The sequence below is a fragment of the Micromonospora sp. NPDC003776 genome, from assembly GCF_053605645.1.
This window is the reverse complement of the sequence record NZ_JBSGJR010000026.1, coordinates 1-17,735: the sequence shown is the minus strand read 5'-3', so window position 1 is coordinate 17,735 and position 17,735 is coordinate 1. Positions and strand designations below refer to the sequence as shown.

Annotated in this window: 16 protein-coding genes; 8 read left to right on the top strand and 8 right to left on the bottom strand. The window is 73.1% G+C overall.

What is annotated here, in order from left to right; all coding sequences use genetic code 11:
* Positions 1 to 13: 13 nt before the first annotated feature.
* A complete protein-coding gene (locus tag ACWEVO_RS04630; protein ID WP_452306197.1) occupies positions 14 to 1,219 on the bottom strand; it encodes a glycosyltransferase family 4 protein in 1,206 nt (401 codons plus the stop codon).
* A 248-nt stretch (positions 1,220 to 1,467) separates the two neighbouring features.
* Here ACWEVO_RS04630 and ACWEVO_RS04625 point away from each other — a divergent pair, with 248 nt between their 5' ends.
* The 3 genes from ACWEVO_RS04625 to ACWEVO_RS04615 are packed head-to-tail and all read left to right on the top strand — an operon-like array spanning position 1,468 to position 4,113.
* Positions 1,468 to 2,433 (top strand): NAD-dependent epimerase/dehydratase family protein, encoded by a 966-nt coding sequence (locus ACWEVO_RS04625; protein ID WP_452306196.1) that lies wholly within the window; start codon positions 1,468 to 1,470, stop codon positions 2,431 to 2,433.
* Positions 2,430 to 2,690 (top strand): hypothetical protein, encoded by a 261-nt coding sequence (locus ACWEVO_RS04620; protein ID WP_452306195.1) that lies wholly within the window; start codon positions 2,430 to 2,432, stop codon positions 2,688 to 2,690. Before ACWEVO_RS04625 ends, ACWEVO_RS04620 begins: the two co-directional genes overlap by 4 nt.
* A 55-nt stretch (positions 2,691 to 2,745) precedes the next feature.
* Positions 2,746 to 4,113 (top strand): lipopolysaccharide biosynthesis protein, encoded by a 1,368-nt coding sequence (locus ACWEVO_RS04615; protein ID WP_452306194.1) that lies wholly within the window; start codon positions 2,746 to 2,748, stop codon positions 4,111 to 4,113.
* 53 nt (positions 4,114 to 4,166) lie between these two features.
* Here the strand turns inward: ACWEVO_RS04615 and ACWEVO_RS04610 are convergent, their stop codons facing one another.
* Positions 4,167 to 4,886 (bottom strand): hypothetical protein, encoded by a 720-nt coding sequence (locus ACWEVO_RS04610; RefSeq protein WP_452306193.1) that lies wholly within the window; start codon positions 4,884 to 4,886, stop codon positions 4,167 to 4,169.
* Positions 4,887 to 5,069: 183 nt separating this feature from the next.
* Between ACWEVO_RS04610 and ACWEVO_RS04605 the strand changes: the two genes are divergently transcribed.
* Positions 5,070 to 6,176 carry a glycosyltransferase gene (locus ACWEVO_RS04605; RefSeq protein ID WP_452306192.1) on the top strand — a complete coding sequence of 369 codons (1,107 nt, stop codon included), beginning with the start codon at positions 5,070 to 5,072 and terminating at the stop codon, positions 6,174 to 6,176.
* Here the strand turns inward: ACWEVO_RS04605 and ACWEVO_RS04600 are convergent.
* From ACWEVO_RS04600 to ACWEVO_RS04585, 4 genes are read right to left on the bottom strand one after another with little or no spacing between them, the layout of a single operon-like run.
* Positions 6,060 to 7,532: a hypothetical protein gene (locus tag ACWEVO_RS04600; protein ID WP_452306191.1), complete on the bottom strand. Its 1,473-nt coding sequence runs from the start codon at positions 7,530 to 7,532 to the stop codon at positions 6,060 to 6,062. The two genes, ACWEVO_RS04605 and ACWEVO_RS04600, sit on opposite strands and share 117 nt — an antisense overlap.
* Positions 7,510 to 8,622 carry a glycosyltransferase family 4 protein gene (locus ACWEVO_RS04595; protein ID WP_452306190.1) on the bottom strand — a complete coding sequence of 371 codons (1,113 nt, stop codon included), beginning with the start codon at positions 8,620 to 8,622 and terminating at the stop codon, positions 7,510 to 7,512. The genes ACWEVO_RS04600 and ACWEVO_RS04595 overlap by 23 nt, the downstream gene beginning before the upstream one ends.
* Before the next feature lie 59 nt (positions 8,623 to 8,681).
* Positions 8,682 to 9,884 carry a glycosyltransferase family 4 protein gene (locus ACWEVO_RS04590; protein ID WP_452306189.1) on the bottom strand — a complete coding sequence of 401 codons (1,203 nt, stop codon included), beginning with the start codon at positions 9,882 to 9,884 and terminating at the stop codon, positions 8,682 to 8,684.
* Between the two features lie 57 nt (positions 9,885 to 9,941).
* Positions 9,942 to 11,033, bottom strand: a complete 1,092-nt coding sequence (locus ACWEVO_RS04585; protein WP_452306188.1) for a glycosyltransferase family 4 protein — start codon at positions 11,031 to 11,033, stop codon at positions 9,942 to 9,944.
* Positions 11,034 to 11,291: 258 nt separating this feature from the next.
* Here ACWEVO_RS04585 and ACWEVO_RS04580 point away from each other — a divergent pair, with 258 nt between their 5' ends.
* The 3 genes from ACWEVO_RS04580 to ACWEVO_RS04570 all read left to right on the top strand — a co-directional run bounded on the left by ACWEVO_RS04580 (position 11,292) and on the right by ACWEVO_RS04570 (position 13,969).
* Positions 11,292 to 11,972 carry a sugar transferase gene (locus ACWEVO_RS04580; protein ID WP_452306187.1) on the top strand — a complete coding sequence of 227 codons (681 nt, stop codon included), beginning with the start codon at positions 11,292 to 11,294 and terminating at the stop codon, positions 11,970 to 11,972.
* Positions 11,969 to 12,853, top strand: a complete 885-nt coding sequence (locus ACWEVO_RS04575) for an NAD-dependent epimerase/dehydratase family protein (protein WP_452306186.1) — start codon at positions 11,969 to 11,971, stop codon at positions 12,851 to 12,853. The genes ACWEVO_RS04580 and ACWEVO_RS04575 overlap by 4 nt, the downstream gene beginning before the upstream one ends.
* Positions 12,854 to 12,958: 105 nt before the next feature.
* The gene (locus ACWEVO_RS04570) at positions 12,959 to 13,969 is read left to right on the top strand and encodes a DUF389 domain-containing protein (protein WP_452306185.1); all 1,011 of its coding nucleotides are present in this window, start codon (positions 12,959 to 12,961) and stop codon (positions 13,967 to 13,969) included.
* Here ACWEVO_RS04570 and ACWEVO_RS04565 read toward each other — a convergent pair.
* Together ACWEVO_RS04565 and ACWEVO_RS04560 are read right to left on the bottom strand one after the other, a co-directional pair.
* Positions 13,932 to 14,363, bottom strand: a complete 432-nt coding sequence (locus tag ACWEVO_RS04565) for a hypothetical protein (protein ID WP_452306184.1) — start codon at positions 14,361 to 14,363, stop codon at positions 13,932 to 13,934. The two genes, ACWEVO_RS04570 and ACWEVO_RS04565, sit on opposite strands and share 38 nt — an antisense overlap.
* 208 nt (positions 14,364 to 14,571) lie before the next feature.
* A complete protein-coding gene (locus ACWEVO_RS04560; protein WP_452306183.1) occupies positions 14,572 to 17,058 on the bottom strand; it encodes a Tex family protein in 2,487 nt (828 codons plus the stop codon).
* Positions 17,059 to 17,147: 89 nt separating this feature from the next.
* Here ACWEVO_RS04560 and dgt point away from each other — a divergent pair.
* Positions 17,148 to 17,735, top strand: a 588-nt coding sequence (gene dgt / locus ACWEVO_RS04555; protein ID WP_452306182.1) for a dGTP triphosphohydrolase, incomplete at its 3' end; no start/stop codon positions are given.

The window sequence follows — 17,735 nt, the reverse complement described above, 5'->3', positions numbered from 1 at the left end:
CCGCGGCCCCCGGTCACCGGGCCGGGGCGGCCTGCACCAGTCCGTCGTCGGCATCGTCGACCGGGCCTCCCGACCCCGGCAACCCGTAGGCGGTCAGCAGGCCGCGCCAGATCCGGGTCGGATGGAAGTCCCGCAGCGCGCGCTGTCGCGCCTTCTCGCCCAGGCAGGTCCGCCAGTCCGGGTCGATGCCCAGCAGCCACAGCGCCCGGGCGAGTGTCGCGGCGTCGTCGACCGGAACGAGCAGGCCGGTCTCGCCGTCCACCACGGAGTCGATCGCGCCGGTCGCCCGGGTGGTCACCGCGGGAATGCCGCAGGCCGCCGCCTCCAGCACCACGTTGGGAAAGCCCTCCCGCCGGGTCGGCAGGCACAGGACGTCGATCGCGGCGTACCGCCGGAGCGGGTCGTCCACGCCGCCGAGCGCGTGCACGCCGGGCTGGGCCGGCAGCCGGCGCGCAGCCGGGCACGGCGGCGCATCCTGCTCACCGACGAGCACGAGCCGGGCGGCCGGCACGCGCCGGCGCAGCTCGGCGAACGCCTCCTCGAGGCAGGCCAACCCCTTGTCGAGGGCCAGGCGACCGACGAAGCCCACGACGAAGGCGTCCGGTGGCAGCCCGATCGCGGCCCGCGCCGCGGCCCGCTCGGCCCGGGTCGGCCGCCGGAACCGCCGGCCGTCCACGCCGTTGCTGCTGCCGTCGCCGATCACCAGGACCTTGTGCGACGGGGCCACCCCGGATCGGGTCACCACCGCCGCGAGACTGGGGCTCACCGCCACGACGACGTGCGCGCTGGCGCAGGCCAGCCGTTCGAGCATGCGCAGGACGGTCCGGCGCAGGCCGTGCGCACCCTCGTAGCGGAGGCCGCGGAGGATGTACACCCGCCGGGGCACCCGCAGGATGACGCCGGCCAGCCCGGCGAGCAGGCCGGCCTTGGGCGTACCGCACGAGATCACGTCCGGCCGGATCCGCCGGAGCAGCAACAGCCACCGCCCCAGCGAGCGTAGGTCGGCGACCGGTGCGAACTCCCGCCGCATCGGCAGGCCGTGCGCCATGACCCCCTCCCGGGCGGCGACTCGGTCGAGCACCGGCCCGGGGGAGGAGACCAGGTGCACCTGGACGTCGTGGCGGGCCAGCCAGCGCAGCTGGCCGTGCAGGAAGGAGGACGCGGTCTCGGGGATCGTGGTCGTCGCCACCAGCCGCAAGGGGCGCTTACCGTTCGTCATGGGCTGTTCCGATCTGGGTGCCGAAACCGGACACTACTGGACAATGAACGAGCGGATGTGACTGAATGTCACTGGACGTGCCGGCCGACCCGCCTCTCGGCCAAGGCGCCCCGGCTGCGGAGCCACCGGGCAGAGCCTTTGCCCGGAATATCACCTTTACGTAACTTCGTCCGGATTTTCTCGTTGCCTCAGGTGTCGCCCCGGCGGCCGCCTCCGCGGTCGCTGACGCCGTAGAGAGGTAGCGAAGCATGCGACTGTTGGTCACCGGCGGGGCAGGATTCATCGGCGCGAACCTGGTCCGCGCCGCCCTGCTCGACTCGTCGGTCACGGACGTACGGGTCATCGACGACTTCTCCACCGGCTCGGCAGCGAACCTCGACGGCCTCGACGTCGACCTGGTGGCGGCCTCGATCCTCGACGACGCCGCCCTGGACCGGGCCATGTCCCGCTGTGACTCGGTGGTGCACCTCGCCGCGTTGGCCAGCGTTCCGCGCTCGATCAACGATCCGATCTCGTCGCACGACGCCAACGCCACCGGCACGCTCCGGGTGCTGGAGGCGGCGCGGCGACACGAGGTCGGTCACGTCGTCGTCGCGTCGTCCTCCTCCGTCTACGGCGCGAACCCCGTACTGCCGAAGAGCGAACTCACCTGGACCAGCCCGTTGAGTCCCTACGCCAGCAGCAAGCTGGCGACGGAGGCGTACGCGCTCGCCTACCAGGCCTCGTTCGACCTGCCCACCCTCGCCTTCCGGCTCTTCAACGTGTACGGCCCGGGCCAGCGGCACGACCACGCCTACGCGGCGGTCATCCCGCGGTTCGTGCACGCCGCGCTGAGCGGGGAGGCGGTGCTGCTCCACGGCGACGGGCGGCAGTCCCGCGACTTCACCTACGTGGACACCCTCTGCGCGGTGCTCCTGGACGCGGTGCGGCGGTCGGTGCACCACCCGCACCCGGTGAACCTGGCCTTCGGCACGCGGATCGACCTGCTGGAGGTCCTCGCCGAACTGGAATCGATCCTGGGCCGCCCGATCGAGCGGCAGTTCACCCACACCCGACCCGGCGACGTCCGGCACTCCGCTGCCGACAACCGCCTCCTGCGGGAACTCTTCCCCGACGTGGCGCCGGCTCCGATGGCCAAGGGGCTGCGCGCCACCGTGGAATGGTTCGAGGCGCACGTCCTGCCGAGCCGGATGTCCGCGGTCACCCTCCCGTGAAGCCGGCCAGCGGCCGGAACCGGCTCCAGGTGTGCGAGGTCATCAAGAGCCTCAGCCTCGGTGGGGCCGAGGTGCTGCTCGCCGAGCGGCTGCGCCTCGCCCCCAAGGGCAGGGTCGACTACACCGTGGTCTGCCTGCGTCCCCCCGTCCCCGCGCGGCTGCGGGCGGGCGCCCGGAACACGGACCTCGACGACCTCTCGGCCACCGCCGTGTGGTTCGAGGAGCTCTACGCGGAGTTGGCCGGAGCGCCCTCGTGACCGACGGCGTCCGGCCCCCGACGGCGGCGCAGCCGCGGGCGGCGTCGTGGCCGGGGTGACCGCGTCGGCGCGGGCGATCTGGTCCCGCCTGCGCACCAGGTCCTTCCGCGAGTTCTCCTGGCTGTCGGTCAACAGTCAGCTGTCGTCGGTCCTCTCGCTCCTGACGACGGTGCTCCTCGCCCGCACCGTCCCGTTGGCCGAGGTTGGCCAGGTGGCCTTCGCGCAGTCCGTCGCCGTGCTGATCTTCCTGGTCCTCGACCCCCGGTTCGAGGACGCGGTCCAGCGGTACGTGCCGCTGTTGCGGGGCGAGTCGGAGGCCCGGGCGAGAGCCTTCTTCTGGCGCCTCCTTCGCTGGGACGTGGCGATGGGGCTCGGCGTCCTCGCCCTGGCCTGGACGCTCTGGTGGGCGAACGGCTATCCCGCCATCAGCGCATGCCGCCCGGAGTTCCTCGCCCTCGCGCTCTCCGCCGTCGGTCTCGGTTGTGCCCTGGGCACGCTGGGCGCGGGATTCGCGGTCACGGGTGGGCTGGCCAGCCTGGGCCGGCTGAGTTTCATCGGATCCCTCGCCACGGCCGGCGTCACGGCGGTGGCCACGCTGCGCTTCGGCGCGGCCGGTTACCTGGCGGGGGCGGCGATCGGCGCGGCCGTCCAGGTGGCGCTGCTGCTTCCGTACTGCGTCCGGCACCTCGGACTGCGCGCGCTCCGCGCCCCTCTCGGCGGCGCGCAACGCGCGCTGCCGCCCGGGCTGCTCCGCTTCATCGTCGGTTCGTCCCTCTCGGCCTCCCTCGCGGCGGGCACGGAGAGCGGGATGCTGACGGTGGCCGGCCTCGGCGGAGGCCCCGAACTCGTGGCCGTCCTCCGGATCGCCGGGGCACCCGGACGAATCCTGTTGGCCCTGTGCAGCCCCATCTCGGCGCAGGCCTTTCCGCGCCTGGCGGCGCTGGCCGCGGCGGGGGAGGGTGATCAGGTACGCCGCCTCGTCGGGAAGCTGCTGCGCCTGATCCTTCCCGTGGCGGTGCTCTCGGTGGCGGCCGGCGTCCTGCTCATGCGCCCGGCGCTCGGTCTGACCTACGGCCGGCAGTACGAGGCGGTCTCCGCGGTGGCGATCCTGTTCGTGGTCGCCGGCGCGATCCGCATGCTCATCGTCTGGTCCAAGGTGCTGCCGCTGGCGGTGGGGCGACCCGGGCTGCGGCTGGCGTCGGTGGCTGGCGAGTCGATTCCGACGATCGTCGCCGCGTTCGCGATTCCCCGCCTCGCGTCGGACGTCCACGGGGCCAGCCTCGGCATCGCCGGAGCGGCGGTCGCGGTGGCGGCCGGGCTCGGCGCTTTCTGGATCTGGCTGGCCGGGCGGCGCGACCTGCTGCGGCGGCCGGAGCCGCGCCGGCGGCAGGAGGTCCCGCAACTGGCCGCGGAACGCAGCTAGTGCCGCGACCGGGCCACCGGCGGACCGGTGGCCGGTCGCGGCACCGCCGCACCTCAGGACGCCGGCCCCGGCGGCACCGCGATGGCGGCGTACCGGTCGAGGTGGTCGCGGGTGAACGCGGCCAGCGACACCCAGCGCCGGCCGGCCCGGCGGACCTCGGCCTCGGCCGCCCGGCGGTAGTCGGGCTTGTGCACGTCGTCCAGGAACACCACGCCCGCGTCGGTGACCAGACGCAGGACCCGGGGCAGCGCCGCGCGTCGGGTGGCCATCGATCCGAGGTCGTGGAAGACGAGGTCGAAGCGGGCCGGGTCGAGCCGGTCGACGTCGCGCCAGGGCATCAGCTCGCCGCCGGGGTGGCCGCTGTGCTCAAGGTAGTCGCGGGTCGCCTCGAGCCAGCCGTCATGATCGTCGACCGAGACCACCTCCGGTACGCCACAGCGGCGGAAGACCAGGGAGCTGAAGCCCGATCCGAGGTCGAGCACGCGGGACACCCCGGCCCGCCGGCAGTACGCGGTCAGAAACGCCGCGGATTCCAGGGACATCGCCATCTTGGCGGTGGAGACCCGGCTCACGTACTCCGCGTGCACTCCGGCCAACTCCACTCTGGCGGCCAGGATGTCCGGCTCCAGCTCGCGGAGCGCGGGCAGCAGCCGGTTGACCCTCGCCCGCTGGTAACGGTCGACCACCGTGTGCCGGACCACCCGGCGCCGTACGTTCGCCCGCGCCCGAGCCGCCATCGCGGTCAGCGACCCACCCCTGGTCGATGTCGACATCCGTGCTACCCCCAAGCATTTTTCGGCATCAATTTCTTTGTCATAGAATCAGGTTCCGCCCTCACGTTTTCCGGGGCGATGGTGAACATCGTGTGATGCTCGGACAATCATAGGCTCGACACGAAGCCGCAACCCGTATTTTCCCTGCTCCCATGGATTGCGATTGTGGCATCATGGCGCCTGATGAGGTCACGCGAAAATATCCCCGGCCAGCGGCGCGGATCGGCGGAATCGGCTGCGGCCGCGTTCTTCAGCTATTGGTTCCCGCAGCACAACAACGTGCGTTACGAACAACTCGTGCCGCTGCTCGCGCCGTTCGTCCGGCCCTACCGGGTAATGCTGAGCCGCAATCGGCTCATTCGCGGAGCCGAGTTCCGGCTCTGGCGGCGGACGGACCGGGAGCTCATCTATCCGCTCGTGCTGCCACGCCTGGCGCGCCGGCACCGGCTGCTCCTCACCGTCGACCTGCGGCAGTTGCCGTCGTGGCGACGCCCGGACAGCGCCATCGTCGACCTCGACGATCCCGTGTTCAGCGCGGAGGAGGTCCGCCTCCTCCAGTTGCCGCAGGTCCGGGCGCTCGTGGTGACCACCGCTCGGGCCAGGGAGATCTTCCGCTCGGCGGGCGTCACCAAGCCCATCGCGGTCATCCCGCAGCCGGTCGCCGAGCCGGCCGACCGAACCGTCGCGGCCCGGCTGCGCCACCGGTACGCCCGGCCGGGTGAGGTGGTGGTCGGCTACCACGCGCCCTCACTGACCGTCGCCGCGGACGGCGGTGCCCGCCCTCGCGCCGGGCTCGACGACGTCGACCTCCTGGTCGACGCGGTCCGGATCGCCCGCGAGCGCGGCGCCAACCTGCGGCTGTGCCTGGTCGGCACGCCGACCGCGGGCGTCGCCCGGCTGGCGGATCGATTCGATTGGCTGACGCTGACCGGCTACGTCCGGGCCGCCGAGGTCATGAACCACGTGGGCACCTTCGATGTCGGCGCCTACCTGCGGACGCTCGTCCTACCGCCCGGGCGGATGAGCATCAAGATCATGCAGTGCTTCGCGGCGGGTCTGCCCGTGGTGGCCAACCGGGCCGTCGACGAGTCGGCCATCGTCGACGCTGCCGGTGCCGGTCTGGTCTGCGGGACCCTGGACGAGATGGCGGACGCGTTCGGGCGGCTCGCCCGGTCACGTTCCCTTCGACAGCGGTATGGGGCGGCCGGCCGGCGCTACGTGGTCGAGAATGCCAGCGCGGCGGTTGCGGTCGCGCGCTACCGGCAGCTCCTCGTGATGCCCCAGCCCTGAGAATTCCCACGCACTGCCGCCGGCGGCGGCCGTCCTCCGTGCGCGGGCGGCGTATGTGCGCTCTGCCAGCGTCGCGCCGATCACCAGGCCCAGGACGCCCCAGCCGGGGCCCGGGAACGCTCCGATGGTGTTGAACCAGACGGCAACCACGCAGGCGACAGCACGGGTGAGGGCATCGGCTCGCCATATCACGGCATAGAGCAGCAAGAGGAAGAGGAGTATCCCGAACAGGCCGAGAAAAAGCGTGATGTCGAGGTACGTGTTGTGCAACCCCTTGACGGCGGTGTCGGCGAAGGCGCGGTCGTCCTCCTTGGACCAGGACGTCCCGACGAGCAGGTTCCCCTGGTTGCCGTACGCCTGGCTGAACCCGGCTGCCTGCCGCACATGCTCCCGCACCGTCGTCAGCACATCGGGGCGGACCACGGGAATCAGCAGGAGAGCCGCCGCTGCCAGAACCGCGACCGGTACGGAGCGAGCGAAGCGGGCCAGGTGCGACGCCCACCTCGACGCATGCGCCCTACGCAGAACCGCGATGCCGACGAGCGCGGCCAGCAGGGCAGTTATCCCCTTGGCGCCGATCAGCCCGGCCAGGCCGATGCTCAGCAGCAGCACCTTGGCCGCCCGGCTTCGCTGGGCAACCCCGAGGACGAGGGTGATCGCCGCGATCAGCGCTGTCTCGTTCGATCCTCCCGCCAATCCGCTCCACCGAGGAGTGGACATCCCGCCGACCAGCGGCACCGTGATGATCAGTGCGGGGAAGACCCAGCGTGCCACCCGCCACAGGTCGTCGCCGCCGGGGAGGGCGAGGCCGATGACGAGCCCGGCGATGACCGGCAGAAAGACCCGGAGCAGACTCAGCCGGCCGCTGACATCACTGGTGACCAGGCCCAGCGCCACGATGGAGGCGGTCAGGACGACCGGTGCTCCGTAAATCGGCGCACTGCGCCGCTTCCTGGCCAGGTGCCGCAGCGCGGCGATGGCCGACACCACCAGCAGCAGGTCGCCGAGATAGAGCTCGACACCGGAGATGGTGGCCAGTCTCGGCAGGTTCGACGGGCTGACCAGTGCTCCGATGCACCAGGTGAGAATGATCAGGCCGACCGGCGCGGTGAGCACGAACAGGAATGCGACGATGGCCAGCGCGGCGGCTGCGACGAGTTCTGTCCGTCCGGACCCGCCGATGGCTCCGGCTGCCAGTCCGGTCCCGAGCACGAGCACCGCCCAGCTCGCCCGGTTCGCTGCCGTGGCGAGACCGGGCGGCACCCGGAGCGAGACGGCCCGCGCGGACGGAGCCGCTGTCGTCCCGGCGGCGTTGCGGGTGAGCCCGAAGCCTTCATACGTGGTTGGCCGGCGCATCACTCATCTCCTTTCCGGTATTCGCCACTCGCGTGACAAAGCGGGCGATCTGCTCCATGTTGGCCTCGAACTCGTGATGCTCAAGCACTCGTGCGCGGGCTCGCCGCCCCATCACGGCTGCTGCGGTGGGCTGGTGGAGAAGATGGGTGATCGCAGTCGCCCAGCCATCGGCGTCGCCCGCCGGGACGAGGCTCCCGGTACCGCCCGACACGATGTCACGGTGGGCCGGGATGTCGCTGCAGATCACCGGCATGCCGCAGGCCATCCCCTCCAGTACGGCGCGCGGTTGACCCTCCGACCAGGAGGGGTGCAGGAAGAGGCGCGCCCGGGCGAGGAGGAGCGGTATCTCCCGGTACGGGACGGCGCCGAGCAGTTCGACGTTCCGGTGCAGACCGAGGGCGGAGATCAGTGACTCAAGCTCGGGCCGGGACCGTCCCTCGCCGGCGATGGCGAGCCGCGCGTCGGAGAAATGACCGGCGACCCGCGCCCAGGCGTGCAGCACGGTGGCGTGGTTCTTGACCGGGACGAGGCTGCCCACCATCACCGCGTCCAACCGCGGACCGCGGTGGTCAGCGACGGGCTGGAACATCGTCGTGTCGACCCGGGAACCGATGACGGCCACCGGACCTCGCGCGATCGGGCCGATCTGTTCCTTGAGCCGCTGGCCCACGACACGGACGCCGGACGCGCGGCGGACCACCGAGCGGGTCACCGCCGCCAGCAGACGGCGCCGGGCAGGACCTCCGTAGCCACGGGCCGGAGTGACGATCTCGCCGTGCAACTCGAACAGGTGAGGAAGCGCTCGTCTGGCCTTCGACCATTCCACGGCGATCGCGGCCAGCGGATCGGACGACACCAGGACCAGGCTCTCGCCGGATGACCCGATCCCGGGTGGCTCCCGGTCCGCGACCAGGCGATCGAGTTGTCGTCGGGCGGCGCGCACATAGCCGGCCCGTGACGTGTGCGGAAGGCGATGTACGCGTACCGGCCCGAGGACTGTCTCGGCCGGAGGCGCCCCGTCACAGGGGACGATGATGTCGTAGCGGCCGCCGAGTCGCTCGGCGACGGAACGGGCGACGCGGACGTTCATGTTCTCGGTGAGGTCGGCGCCGAACCGGCTCGACCCGACGAGGAGGACGGATACGGGCGTCACAGCAGTTCCGCCAACATCGCCGCCGCCCGCTGTGGGGAGTACTCGCGCTCGGCGCGGTGACGCAGTCGCCAGCCGAGCTGCTGTCGCTCCGCATCGGAAACGGCCATCAGCGCCCGCACGTGGCTGACGAGTCCGTCCAGATCACCGACTCGTGCGACGTAGGGGTAGTCGGTGCCGACGACGTCGGCGGATCCCCCGGCATCGGTGGTCACAATCGGGGTCGCCGTCGCCATCGCCTCCAGCAGTACCCGCGGGAACCCCTCCTCGTAGCTGGGCATGACCAGGCAGTCGGCAGCGGCGTAGAGGGCGGGGAGGTCCCGATTCGGCACAGCGCCCAGTACCTGCATCCGGCCATCCAGGGCGGGATCGTCCGCCTCCCGCTCCAGCCGGGACCGATCAGGCCCGTCCCCGGCGACGACCAGCCGGACGGATGCGGCGCCGCTGTCGGCGGTGCCGAGGAGAGCATTGAGGATCGGGGCGAGGAGCCGGGTGCCTCTGCGGTGCGACAACCGGTGAACGTACAGCAGGACGAAGTCCTTCTCGCCCCAGCCACGTCGGGCGCGAACGGTGGCGCGCACTTCGGGGGACAGCGGGACGAAGCGTTCCGCGTCGACGTCGTTGTAGAGCAGCCGCATCTTCTGTCGCGGCACGTTCCACCGGCTCGCCATGACGGTGACCATGGTCTCCGGGCCGGTGACGAAGTTGTGCACCAGCCGCGCGGTCAGCCAGTTGACGGCATTCTCGAATCGCGCGCCGAGCGGTCTGCGTCGTCCCGGCTCGAGCAGGTCAGCCGTGCCGCTCCGCCACATCAGGATCCGATGCCGGTAGATCGGATAGGTGAGGATCAGCACCGCCACGAACAAGCGCGAGTATCGGAGGAAGTACGTCCGGTAGCCCGCCCGGGCGCACCGGTGCACCGTCCTCGCCGTACCGGCGATGCGTCCGAGCCTGCCCCGGCCCGGAACCCGGATCAGCAGGCGGACCCCGTCGAGGCGCGCGGGAGGATCGCCGCGCTCGACGACCGCAGCGACATCGACGTCGGCGCCCAGGGCGGCGAGCAGTCCGGGTATGTGGGCGAAGTGATCTGATTCCTCCGCCGACAGGTGGGGGATGACGTACGCGAGTCGTGGACGGGGGTCTGACCGGTCCGCCGATGCGGCGATCGTTACCGTGCCGGGCCTCGCCGACTCTCGACTCACGCCAGCCTCCTGCGTTGATTCGGAAGGACGGCCGCCGTGACGACCGTTCGGACGGGATCAGGTGAGTGCGTGCCGACGCGGCAGCACCGTCCGGTACACCTCGTCGATCCGCTCGGCGACCATCGGCCAGCCCAGCGACTGGGCCGCCTGCGCGCCCAGCGCCGCCATCCGCCAGCGGCCCGGCCGGTCGTCCAGCAGCGTCCGGACGACCTCCACCAACTCGCTGACCGAGCCGGAGCGGAAGGTGCGGTACGCGGCCCCGTCGGTGACCACCGGATCGAGCGACGCGTCCGAGGACACCACCACGGGGGTGCCGAGCGCGAGCGCCTCCAGGGCTGCCGTCGGCACGCCTTCCGCCTTGCCCGCCAGTCGCCGGGACGCCAGGACGAACAACTCGGCGCGGCCGACGAGCCGGTAGACCTGGTCGCGGGCGAGCCGGCCGACGAACTCGACCGGCGCGCCAGCGGCCAGTTGCGTCAGCCTGGACCGCTCCGGGCCGTCGCCCACCACGACGAGCCGTAGCCCGGGCCGGCTGCGCCGGAGTTCGTGGAACGCCGCTATCAGCAGGTCGTGGTGCTTCACCGGGTCGAGCGCCCCGACGCTCACGAGCAGGCCCGGCTCCCGGTCGATGGGTTCGATCCGAGCCAGGGCGGACAGGTCGAGGCCGCTGGACATGGTGTGGATCCGAGCGGGTTCCACCCCGCGCTCACGGAGATCCGCGGCGGGCGTGGCGCCCAGGGCCACGAAGGCGTCGACGAGACGGAACGCCGCCCGGGCCAGGCGAGGGTGCGGCCACGTCGTGGAGAGTCCGCCGTGGACGGTCAGGACCAGCGGAATGCCGAGCCGGCGGCAGGTGGGGCCGAGCGCCGCCACCTCGAGGTGGTCGCCGTGCTGGTGCAGCAGGTCCGGCCGGGGCAGGGCCCGCACCGCGCGGGCCGCCGCCGCCGCGAAACCGAGCCGGGCGGAGGCGAGGGAGGAGGCCCGGGACAGGGCGGTACGCGCCAGCGGCAACCGTTGCGCGCCGGGTGGCACCGCCGTCCCGTGGCGGAACATCACCGCCACCCGGTGCCCACGCGCGACCTGTTCGCGGGTCAGGCAGTCGACGTGCCGTTCCAGCCCGCCGGGGAGCGGCGGCACCCGGTAGCTCACCCGAACTATCCGCATCGGCACCCGCTCGCGAGACCGTGGCACGCCTCGGCTCGGTACATCGTTCGGTGTCCTTCCACATCGGGGCACTGAACCGAACAACGAGGCACATACCGGTCAGGTCGCTGCCGTCGCGACACGGGACCCTGGATCGGCGAAAAAGCCGTCTACCAGGAACTTCATCCGGTAAACGTGGTTTGCCGGGCGAGGGGGACCGCCCTGGCCGGGGGTGGCCGTACCGCCTGACCGAGGGAGACGTGGATGCCGCTCACGATGAGCCGCCGCCAGCGCCGCTACGAACGGATCAAGCGAGTCGTGGACGTCGTGGGCGCCGCACTCGCCCTGCTCCTCGCGTCGCCGGTCATGCTGGTCGTCGCCGTCGTGGTGCTGGTGGCGCTCGGCCGGCCCATCCTGTTCCGGCAGGTGCGGCCCGGCCGCCACGGAGAACTCTTCGAGGTGGTGAAGTTCCGTACCCTGCTCGAGGCCGATCCCACCCGCGGCCTGGTCACCGGCGAGGACCGGTTGACCCGGGTCGGCCGGTGGCTGCGGGCGAGCAGCCTGGACGAGCTGCCGGAACTCTGGAACGTCCTGCGCGGCGAGATGAGCCTGGTCGGTCCCCGCCCGCTTCTGGTCCAGCATCTGGAGATGTACACGCCCGAGCAGGCGCGCCGCCACGAGGTGCGCCCGGGACTCACCGGGCTGGCCCAGGTCCGCGGCCGGAACTCGCTGAGCTGGGCCGAGAAGTTCCGGTACGACGTGTGGTACGTAAACAACCGCTCGCTGGCCCTCGACCTGCGCATCCTCGCCGAGACGGTGCGGGTGGTGGTACGCCGGGAGGGGATCACCGTGCCGGACAGCGTGCCGTGGCAGGAGTTCCGTGGCGCGCCCGCGCCGGTCGCCGCGGGCGCGGCGTCGAGCGGACCGGGCGACGCGCCCCGGTGAGGGTCCTGCTCTTCGGGGGGTCCGGCTTCATCGGCCGGCATGTCCGCGTGGCGCTCGCGCCGTACGCGGACCTCGTCTGCCCGGACCGCCGGGAATGCGATCTCGTCGGGATCGGGGTGGCGCGGCTGGCCGCACTGGTCCGCGACGTACGCCCCGACGCCGTGGTCAACTGCGCCGGCCGCTCGGCCGGCAGCGGGTACGAGATGGTGGGCGCCCAGACCATGGTGACCGCCAAGCTGGTCGAGGCAGTGGCCGCCGGTGCGCCCGACGCGCGGCTGGTCCGGCTCGGGTCGGCCGCCGAGTACGGCGTGGTGCCGCCCGGGGTCGCGGTCCGCGAGGATCACCCCGCCGTCCCGATCAGCGAGTACGGCGTGAGCCAGCTGGCCGGCACCCGGCTGGCCGAGCTGGCCGGTGCCACCGGGCGGGTCGACGCCGTGGTGCTGCGGGTGTTCAACCCGGTGGGGCCGGGGTCGCCCCGCACCAGTGCGCTCGGCCGGGCGGCGATGCTGCTGCGGCAGGCTCTGGCCCGGGGCGAGGGGCACGTCGCGATGGGGTTGCTCGACTCGTACCGGGATTTCGTGGACGTCCGGGACGTTGCGTCCGCGGTGCGGGCGGCCGTCCTGGCCGCCGCACTGTCCGAGCGGGTCTTCAACGTGGGCAGTGGCCGGGCGGTACCGACCCGCCACGCCGTCCGGCTGCTCGCGCACGTCGCCGGGTTCACCGGCGAGCTCCGCGACGGGGAGTTCTCGCCGACGGCCACCCGCTCGGCGGCGGTCCCGTGGATGTGCGCGGACGTGTCCCGGGCCGCCCGGGCATTCGGCTGGGCCCCCGGGTACGACCTGCCGGACTCGTTGAAGGCGCTCTGGGCGGACGTCCGCTGACCGGCGCCGGGCCCCCGCACGCCCGGCGACCCGCCGCCGTCGACGGGTAGAGTTCTGCCGGCCGTACCGGCTGGCGGACGGCGGAGGCACCCCTCGGGAGCAGGCATGTTGCACCTCCGGGTGATCGCACCCGCAGAGCAGTCGGACGCGGTCGTCGAGCTGCTCGCGGCCGACCCCGGTGTCACCCACCTCGTGGTGCTGCCCGGGGTGGCTCGCCAGCCGGCGGGGGACTACATCACCTGCGACGTGGTCCGGGAGAGCGCCGACGGCGTGCTGCGCCAGCTGCAGGAGATGGGCGTCGAGGCGCACGGGGCGATCGCCGCCGACGACGTGGAGCTGACCCTGTCGGCGGCCGCCGACCGGGCCGCCGAGGAGGCACCCGGCCACGGCGAGGACGCCGTGGTCTGGGACGAGATCGCCGCGAAGACCGGCGAGCAGACCGTGCTCACCGGCACGTTCCTGGCGCTGATCATCGTGGCCACCATGATCGCCGGCGTCGGGGTGCTGCTGGACCAGCCGATCCTGATCGTCGGCGCGATGGTGGTCGGCCCGGAGTTCGGGCCGCTCGCCGCGCTCTCCGTCGCCCTGCTGCGCCGGCAGCCGCAGGTCATCGGCCGCTCGCTCAAGGCCCTCACGGTCGGCTTCCTGGTCGCGATGGGCGTCACGGTGCTGAGCACCTGGGCGTTGACCGCCGCCGGCCTGGTCAGCCGGGACATGCTGCTCGCCGACCGGCCGCTGACCGACTTCATCTGGCGTCCGGACGCGCTCTCCTGGGTGGTGGGCATCCTGGCCGGGGTCGCCGGCATGCTCTCGCTGACCTCGAAGAAGTCCGGATCCCTGGTCGGGGTGCTGATCTCGGTGACCACCGTGCCGGCGGCGGCGAACGTGGCGGTCGCGGCCGCGTACGGGGTCTGGCCCGAGGCGGCCGGATCCGCTCTCCAGCTGGTGATCAACCTGGCCGCGATCGTGCTGGCCGGCCTGCTCACCCTGGTGGTGCAGGTGTGCTGGTGGCGGCGGGTGGAGCGGCGCACCGGCGGGAACGTGCCCCGGCAGCGGGCCGACCGCGAGCCGGCGCCGGTCAGCGCCAGTCGTCGCCCGCCTCGAGCCGCAGGCTGAGCAGGGTCGCCAGCGGCAGGGACTCGCCGTCGCGCCCGCCCCGGCCCACCACCAGCGGCGGCGGTGAGGGCTCCGGCCGGGCACCGAGCAGCCGCGACCGGAGACTGGCCGGCACGATCAACAGGTAGAAGCGTCCCGCGGGGTCCACCGCCCGGGTCCGGGCCCGGTCGACGTACCAGCCGGTCAGGTGGGTGCGGTAGCGGCCCCGCCCGTCGTAGGGCGCGGCGGTGAGGCGGCTGGTGTGCAGGCCGCGTCGGGTCGCCTCGGCGGCGAACCGCGCCACCAGCTTCGCCGCTTCGGCCTGCTCGGCCGCGCGTTGCCGCGCGTCGGCCTCGGCGTGTGCCCGCACCGCCCGGCGCTGCCGCTCCCGCCAGTCCAGCCCGTCGTCCACCACGCCCGACACGGTACGCGGCCCGGCGCCGCGCACGCCGGATCGTCCCGTCCGGGCGGGCGGTCCGGTCGGGAACCCTCGCCGGGCCGCACCCCGACCCGGACGTCTTCCCCCGACCCGCTGTCGGGCTGAGTCGTCTGCGACATCAGCTCGACAGCGTCGCCGAGGTGCCCTCGGAGGCCCGCACGCGGGCCCCCGAGGGCCGTGCCTGTCAGGCCAGGCCGGCGCGGCGGAGCGCGTCCGCCATCGCGCTGTTGGCCGGGGCCGCTGCCCCGCGCGCCGGCCGCTGCTGCGGCCCGCCGCGCGAGCCCCGGTCCCCGCCCTGGCCGCCGCGCGGCCCGCCGCCCTGGCCGTCACCGCGCCGGCCGGCGTCGCCCCGGTCCCGCTGGCCGCCGCCGCGCTGGTCGCCGCGCACCGCGCCGCCGCGCTCCCGGCGCCCGTCACCGCCCGGCGCACGGCCGCCGGCCGCCGGGGCCTCGTCGTCCAGCCGCAGGGTCAGCGAGATCCGCTTGCGGGGTACGTCGACGTCGAGCACCCGGACCCGGACCACGTCGCCGGACTTCACCACGTCGCGTGGGTCCTTGACGAAGGTGTGCGACATGGCGGAGACGTGCACGAGGCCGTCCTGGTGGACGCCGACGTCGACGAACGCGCCGAACGCCGCCACGTTGGTGACCACACCCTCCAGCACCATGCCGGGGGTCAGGTCGCTGATCTTCTCCACCCCCTCGACGAAGGTGGCCGTCCGGAACTCGGGACGCGGGTCCCGGCCCGGCTTCTCCAGCTCGGCGAGGATGTCGGTGACGGTGGGCAGGCCGAACGTGTCGTCGACGAAGTCGGTGGCCCGTAGCCCGCGGAGGATCGCCGACTTCCCGATCAGCGAACGCAGGTCCTGCCCGGTGTTGGCGAGGATCCGGCGGACCACCGGGTACGCCTCCGGGTGGACGCTGGAGGAGTCCAGCGGGTCGTCGCCGCCGGGGATGCGCAGGAAGCCGGCGCACTGCTCGAACGCCTTCGGCCCGAGCCGGGGCACCTTCTTCAGCTCGGCCCGGGTGCGGAACGGCCCGTTGGCGTCCCGGTGCAGCACGATGTTCTCGGCCAGCCCGGCGCCGATCCCGGAGACCCGGGTGAGCAGCGGGGCGGAGGCGGTGTTGACGTCCACGCCGACCGCGTTGACGCAGTCCTCGACGACCGCGTCGAGCGAGCGGGACAGCTTCACCTCGGACAGGTCGTGCTGGTACTGCCCGACGCCGATCGAGCGCGGGTCGATCTTCACCAGCTCGGCCAGGGGGTCCTGGAGGCGGCGGGCGATGGAGACCGCCCCGCGCAGCGACACGTCCAGCCCGGGCAGCTCCTGCGAGGCGTACGCGGAGGCGGAGTAGACCGACGCGCCGGCCTCGGAGACCACCACCTTGGTCAGCTTCAGCTCCGGGTGCCGCTTGATCAGGTCCCCGGCGAGCTTGTCGGTCTCCCGGCTGGCGGTGCCGTTGCCGATCGCCACCAGCTCCACGCCGTGCGCCGCGGCCAGGGCGGCCAGGGTGGCGAGGGCGGCGTCCCACTGGCGGCGCGGCTCGTGCGGGTAGATGGTGTCGGTGGCGACCACCTTGCCGGTGGCGTCGACCACGGCCACCTTCACGCCGGTGCGCAGGCCCGGGTCCAGCCCCATGGTGGGCCGGGCGCCGGCGGGCGCGGCGAGCAGCAGGTCCCGCAGGTTGGTGGCGAAGACCCGGACGGCCTCCTCCTCGGCCGCCTGCCAGAGCCGCATCCGCAGGTCGGCGCCGAGGTGGATGAGGATCCGGGTACGCCAGGCCCAGCGCACCGTGTCGGCCAGCCACCGGTCGGCCGGGCGGCCCTGGTCGCTGATCCCGAACCGGCCGGCGATCGCCGCCTCGTAGCGGGTCGGGCCGGTGACCACGGCGTCGACGTCGCCCTCGGCCTCCGGATCCATGGTCAGGTCGAGCACGCCCTCCTTCTCGCCCCGGAACATGGCGAGGATCCGGTGCGAGGGGAGCTTGGGGTACGGCTCGGCGAAGTCGAAGTAGTCGGCGAACTTGGCGCCGGCGCTCTCCTGGCCCTCGCGTACCCGGGAGACGAGCCGGCCCCGCGACCACATCTGCTCCCGCAGCGTGCCGATCAGGTCGGCGTCCTCGGCGAACCGCTCGATGAGGATGGCCCGCGCGCCCTCCAACGCGGCGGCGGCGTCGGCCACCCCCTTCTCCGCGTCCACGAAGCTCGCGGCCGTGCCCCGAGGGTCCTGCGCCGGATCGGCGAGCAGCGTGTCGGCCAGCGGCTCCAGGCCGGCCTCGCGGGCGATCTGCGCCCGGGTCCGTCGCTTCGGCTTGTACGGCAGGTAAATGTCCTCCAGCCGGGACTTCGAGTCGGCGGCCATGATCTGCGCTTCCAGGGCCTCGTCGAGCTTGCCCTGGCCGCGGATGGACTCCAGCACCGCCGCGCGCCGCTCGTCCAGCTCGCGCAGGTAGCGCAGCCGCTCCTCGAGGGTGCGCAGCTGCGCGTCGTCGAGCAGGCCGGTGGCCTCCTTGCGGTAGCGGGCGATGAAGGGCACGGTGGCACCGCCGTCGAGCAGCTCCACGGCCGCCCGCACCTGGCGTTCGGCGACGCCGAGCTCCTCGGCGATCCGCTGATGAACAGACTGGGTCACGATCTTGATCCGCCTTCTCGGGTGGGTTCCGCCCTGCATTGTGCCGCCCGCCCCCGACGGCGCACGCCGCACCCGCCGGGCGGCGGACCCGTCGCTGCCGGACGCTCGGCTGCGCTAGCGTGGCGATCATGGACGTACCTGCGGATCCGCGGGCCCGGCGGCTCTTCGGCGGCAGCGCCCGGGCGCTGGGCGACCTGGCCACCAGCCCGTTCCGGGCCGACCGGGACCGGATCGTCGCGTCGCCGTTCTTCGCCCGGCTGAACGGGGTGACCCAGGTCATCAGCCCGGGCGGCTCCGGCCTGCTGGTGCACAACCGGCTCACCCACAGCCTCAAGGTCGCCCAGGTGGCGCGGGCGATCGCCGAGCGGCTGACCGCCGATCCGGCGCACCGGGACCTGCTGGAGATGCTGGGCGGCTGCGACCCCGACGTGGTGGAGGCCGCCGCCCTCGCCCACGACCTGGGCCACCCGCCCTTCGGGCACCTGGGCGAGCGGGTCCTCGACCGGCTGGCCCGGCAGCGCCTCGGGCTGCCGGACGGCTTCGAGGGCAACGCGCAGTCGTACCGGATCGTCACCAGCACCGAGATCCGCGGCGCGGCCACCACCGGCCTGGACCTCACCGCGGCGGTCCGGGCGGCGATGCTGAAGTACCCGTGGACCCGGCTCGACCATCCGGACCCGCACCCGCGGCACCTGGACCCGGCGCCGCGCGGCGCC

Coding starts and splice junctions, on each gene's coding strand:
- ACWEVO_RS04625 (WP_452306196.1), top strand. CDS start 1,468: ATGCGACTGTTGGTCACCGGCGGGGCAGGATTCATCGGCGCGAACCTG.
- ACWEVO_RS04630 (WP_452306197.1), bottom strand. CDS start 1,219: ATGACGAACGGTAAGCGCCCCTTGCGGCTGGTGGCGACGACCACGATC.
- ACWEVO_RS04580 (WP_452306187.1), top strand. CDS start 11,292: ATGCCGCTCACGATGAGCCGCCGCCAGCGCCGCTACGAACGGATCAAG.
- ACWEVO_RS04605 (WP_452306192.1), top strand. CDS start 5,070: ATGAGGTCACGCGAAAATATCCCCGGCCAGCGGCGCGGATCGGCGGAA.
- ACWEVO_RS04610 (WP_452306193.1), bottom strand. CDS start 4,886: ATGTCGACATCGACCAGGGGTGGGTCGCTGACCGCGATGGCGGCTCGG.
- ACWEVO_RS04560 (WP_452306183.1), bottom strand. CDS start 17,058: ATGCAGGGCGGAACCCACCCGAGAAGGCGGATCAAGATCGTGACCCAG.
- ACWEVO_RS04600 (WP_452306191.1), bottom strand. CDS start 7,532: ATGCGCCGGCCAACCACGTATGAAGGCTTCGGGCTCACCCGCAACGCC.
- ACWEVO_RS04570 (WP_452306185.1), top strand. CDS start 12,959: ATGTTGCACCTCCGGGTGATCGCACCCGCAGAGCAGTCGGACGCGGTC.
- ACWEVO_RS04595 (WP_452306190.1), bottom strand. CDS start 8,622: ATGAACGTCCGCGTCGCCCGTTCCGTCGCCGAGCGACTCGGCGGCCGC.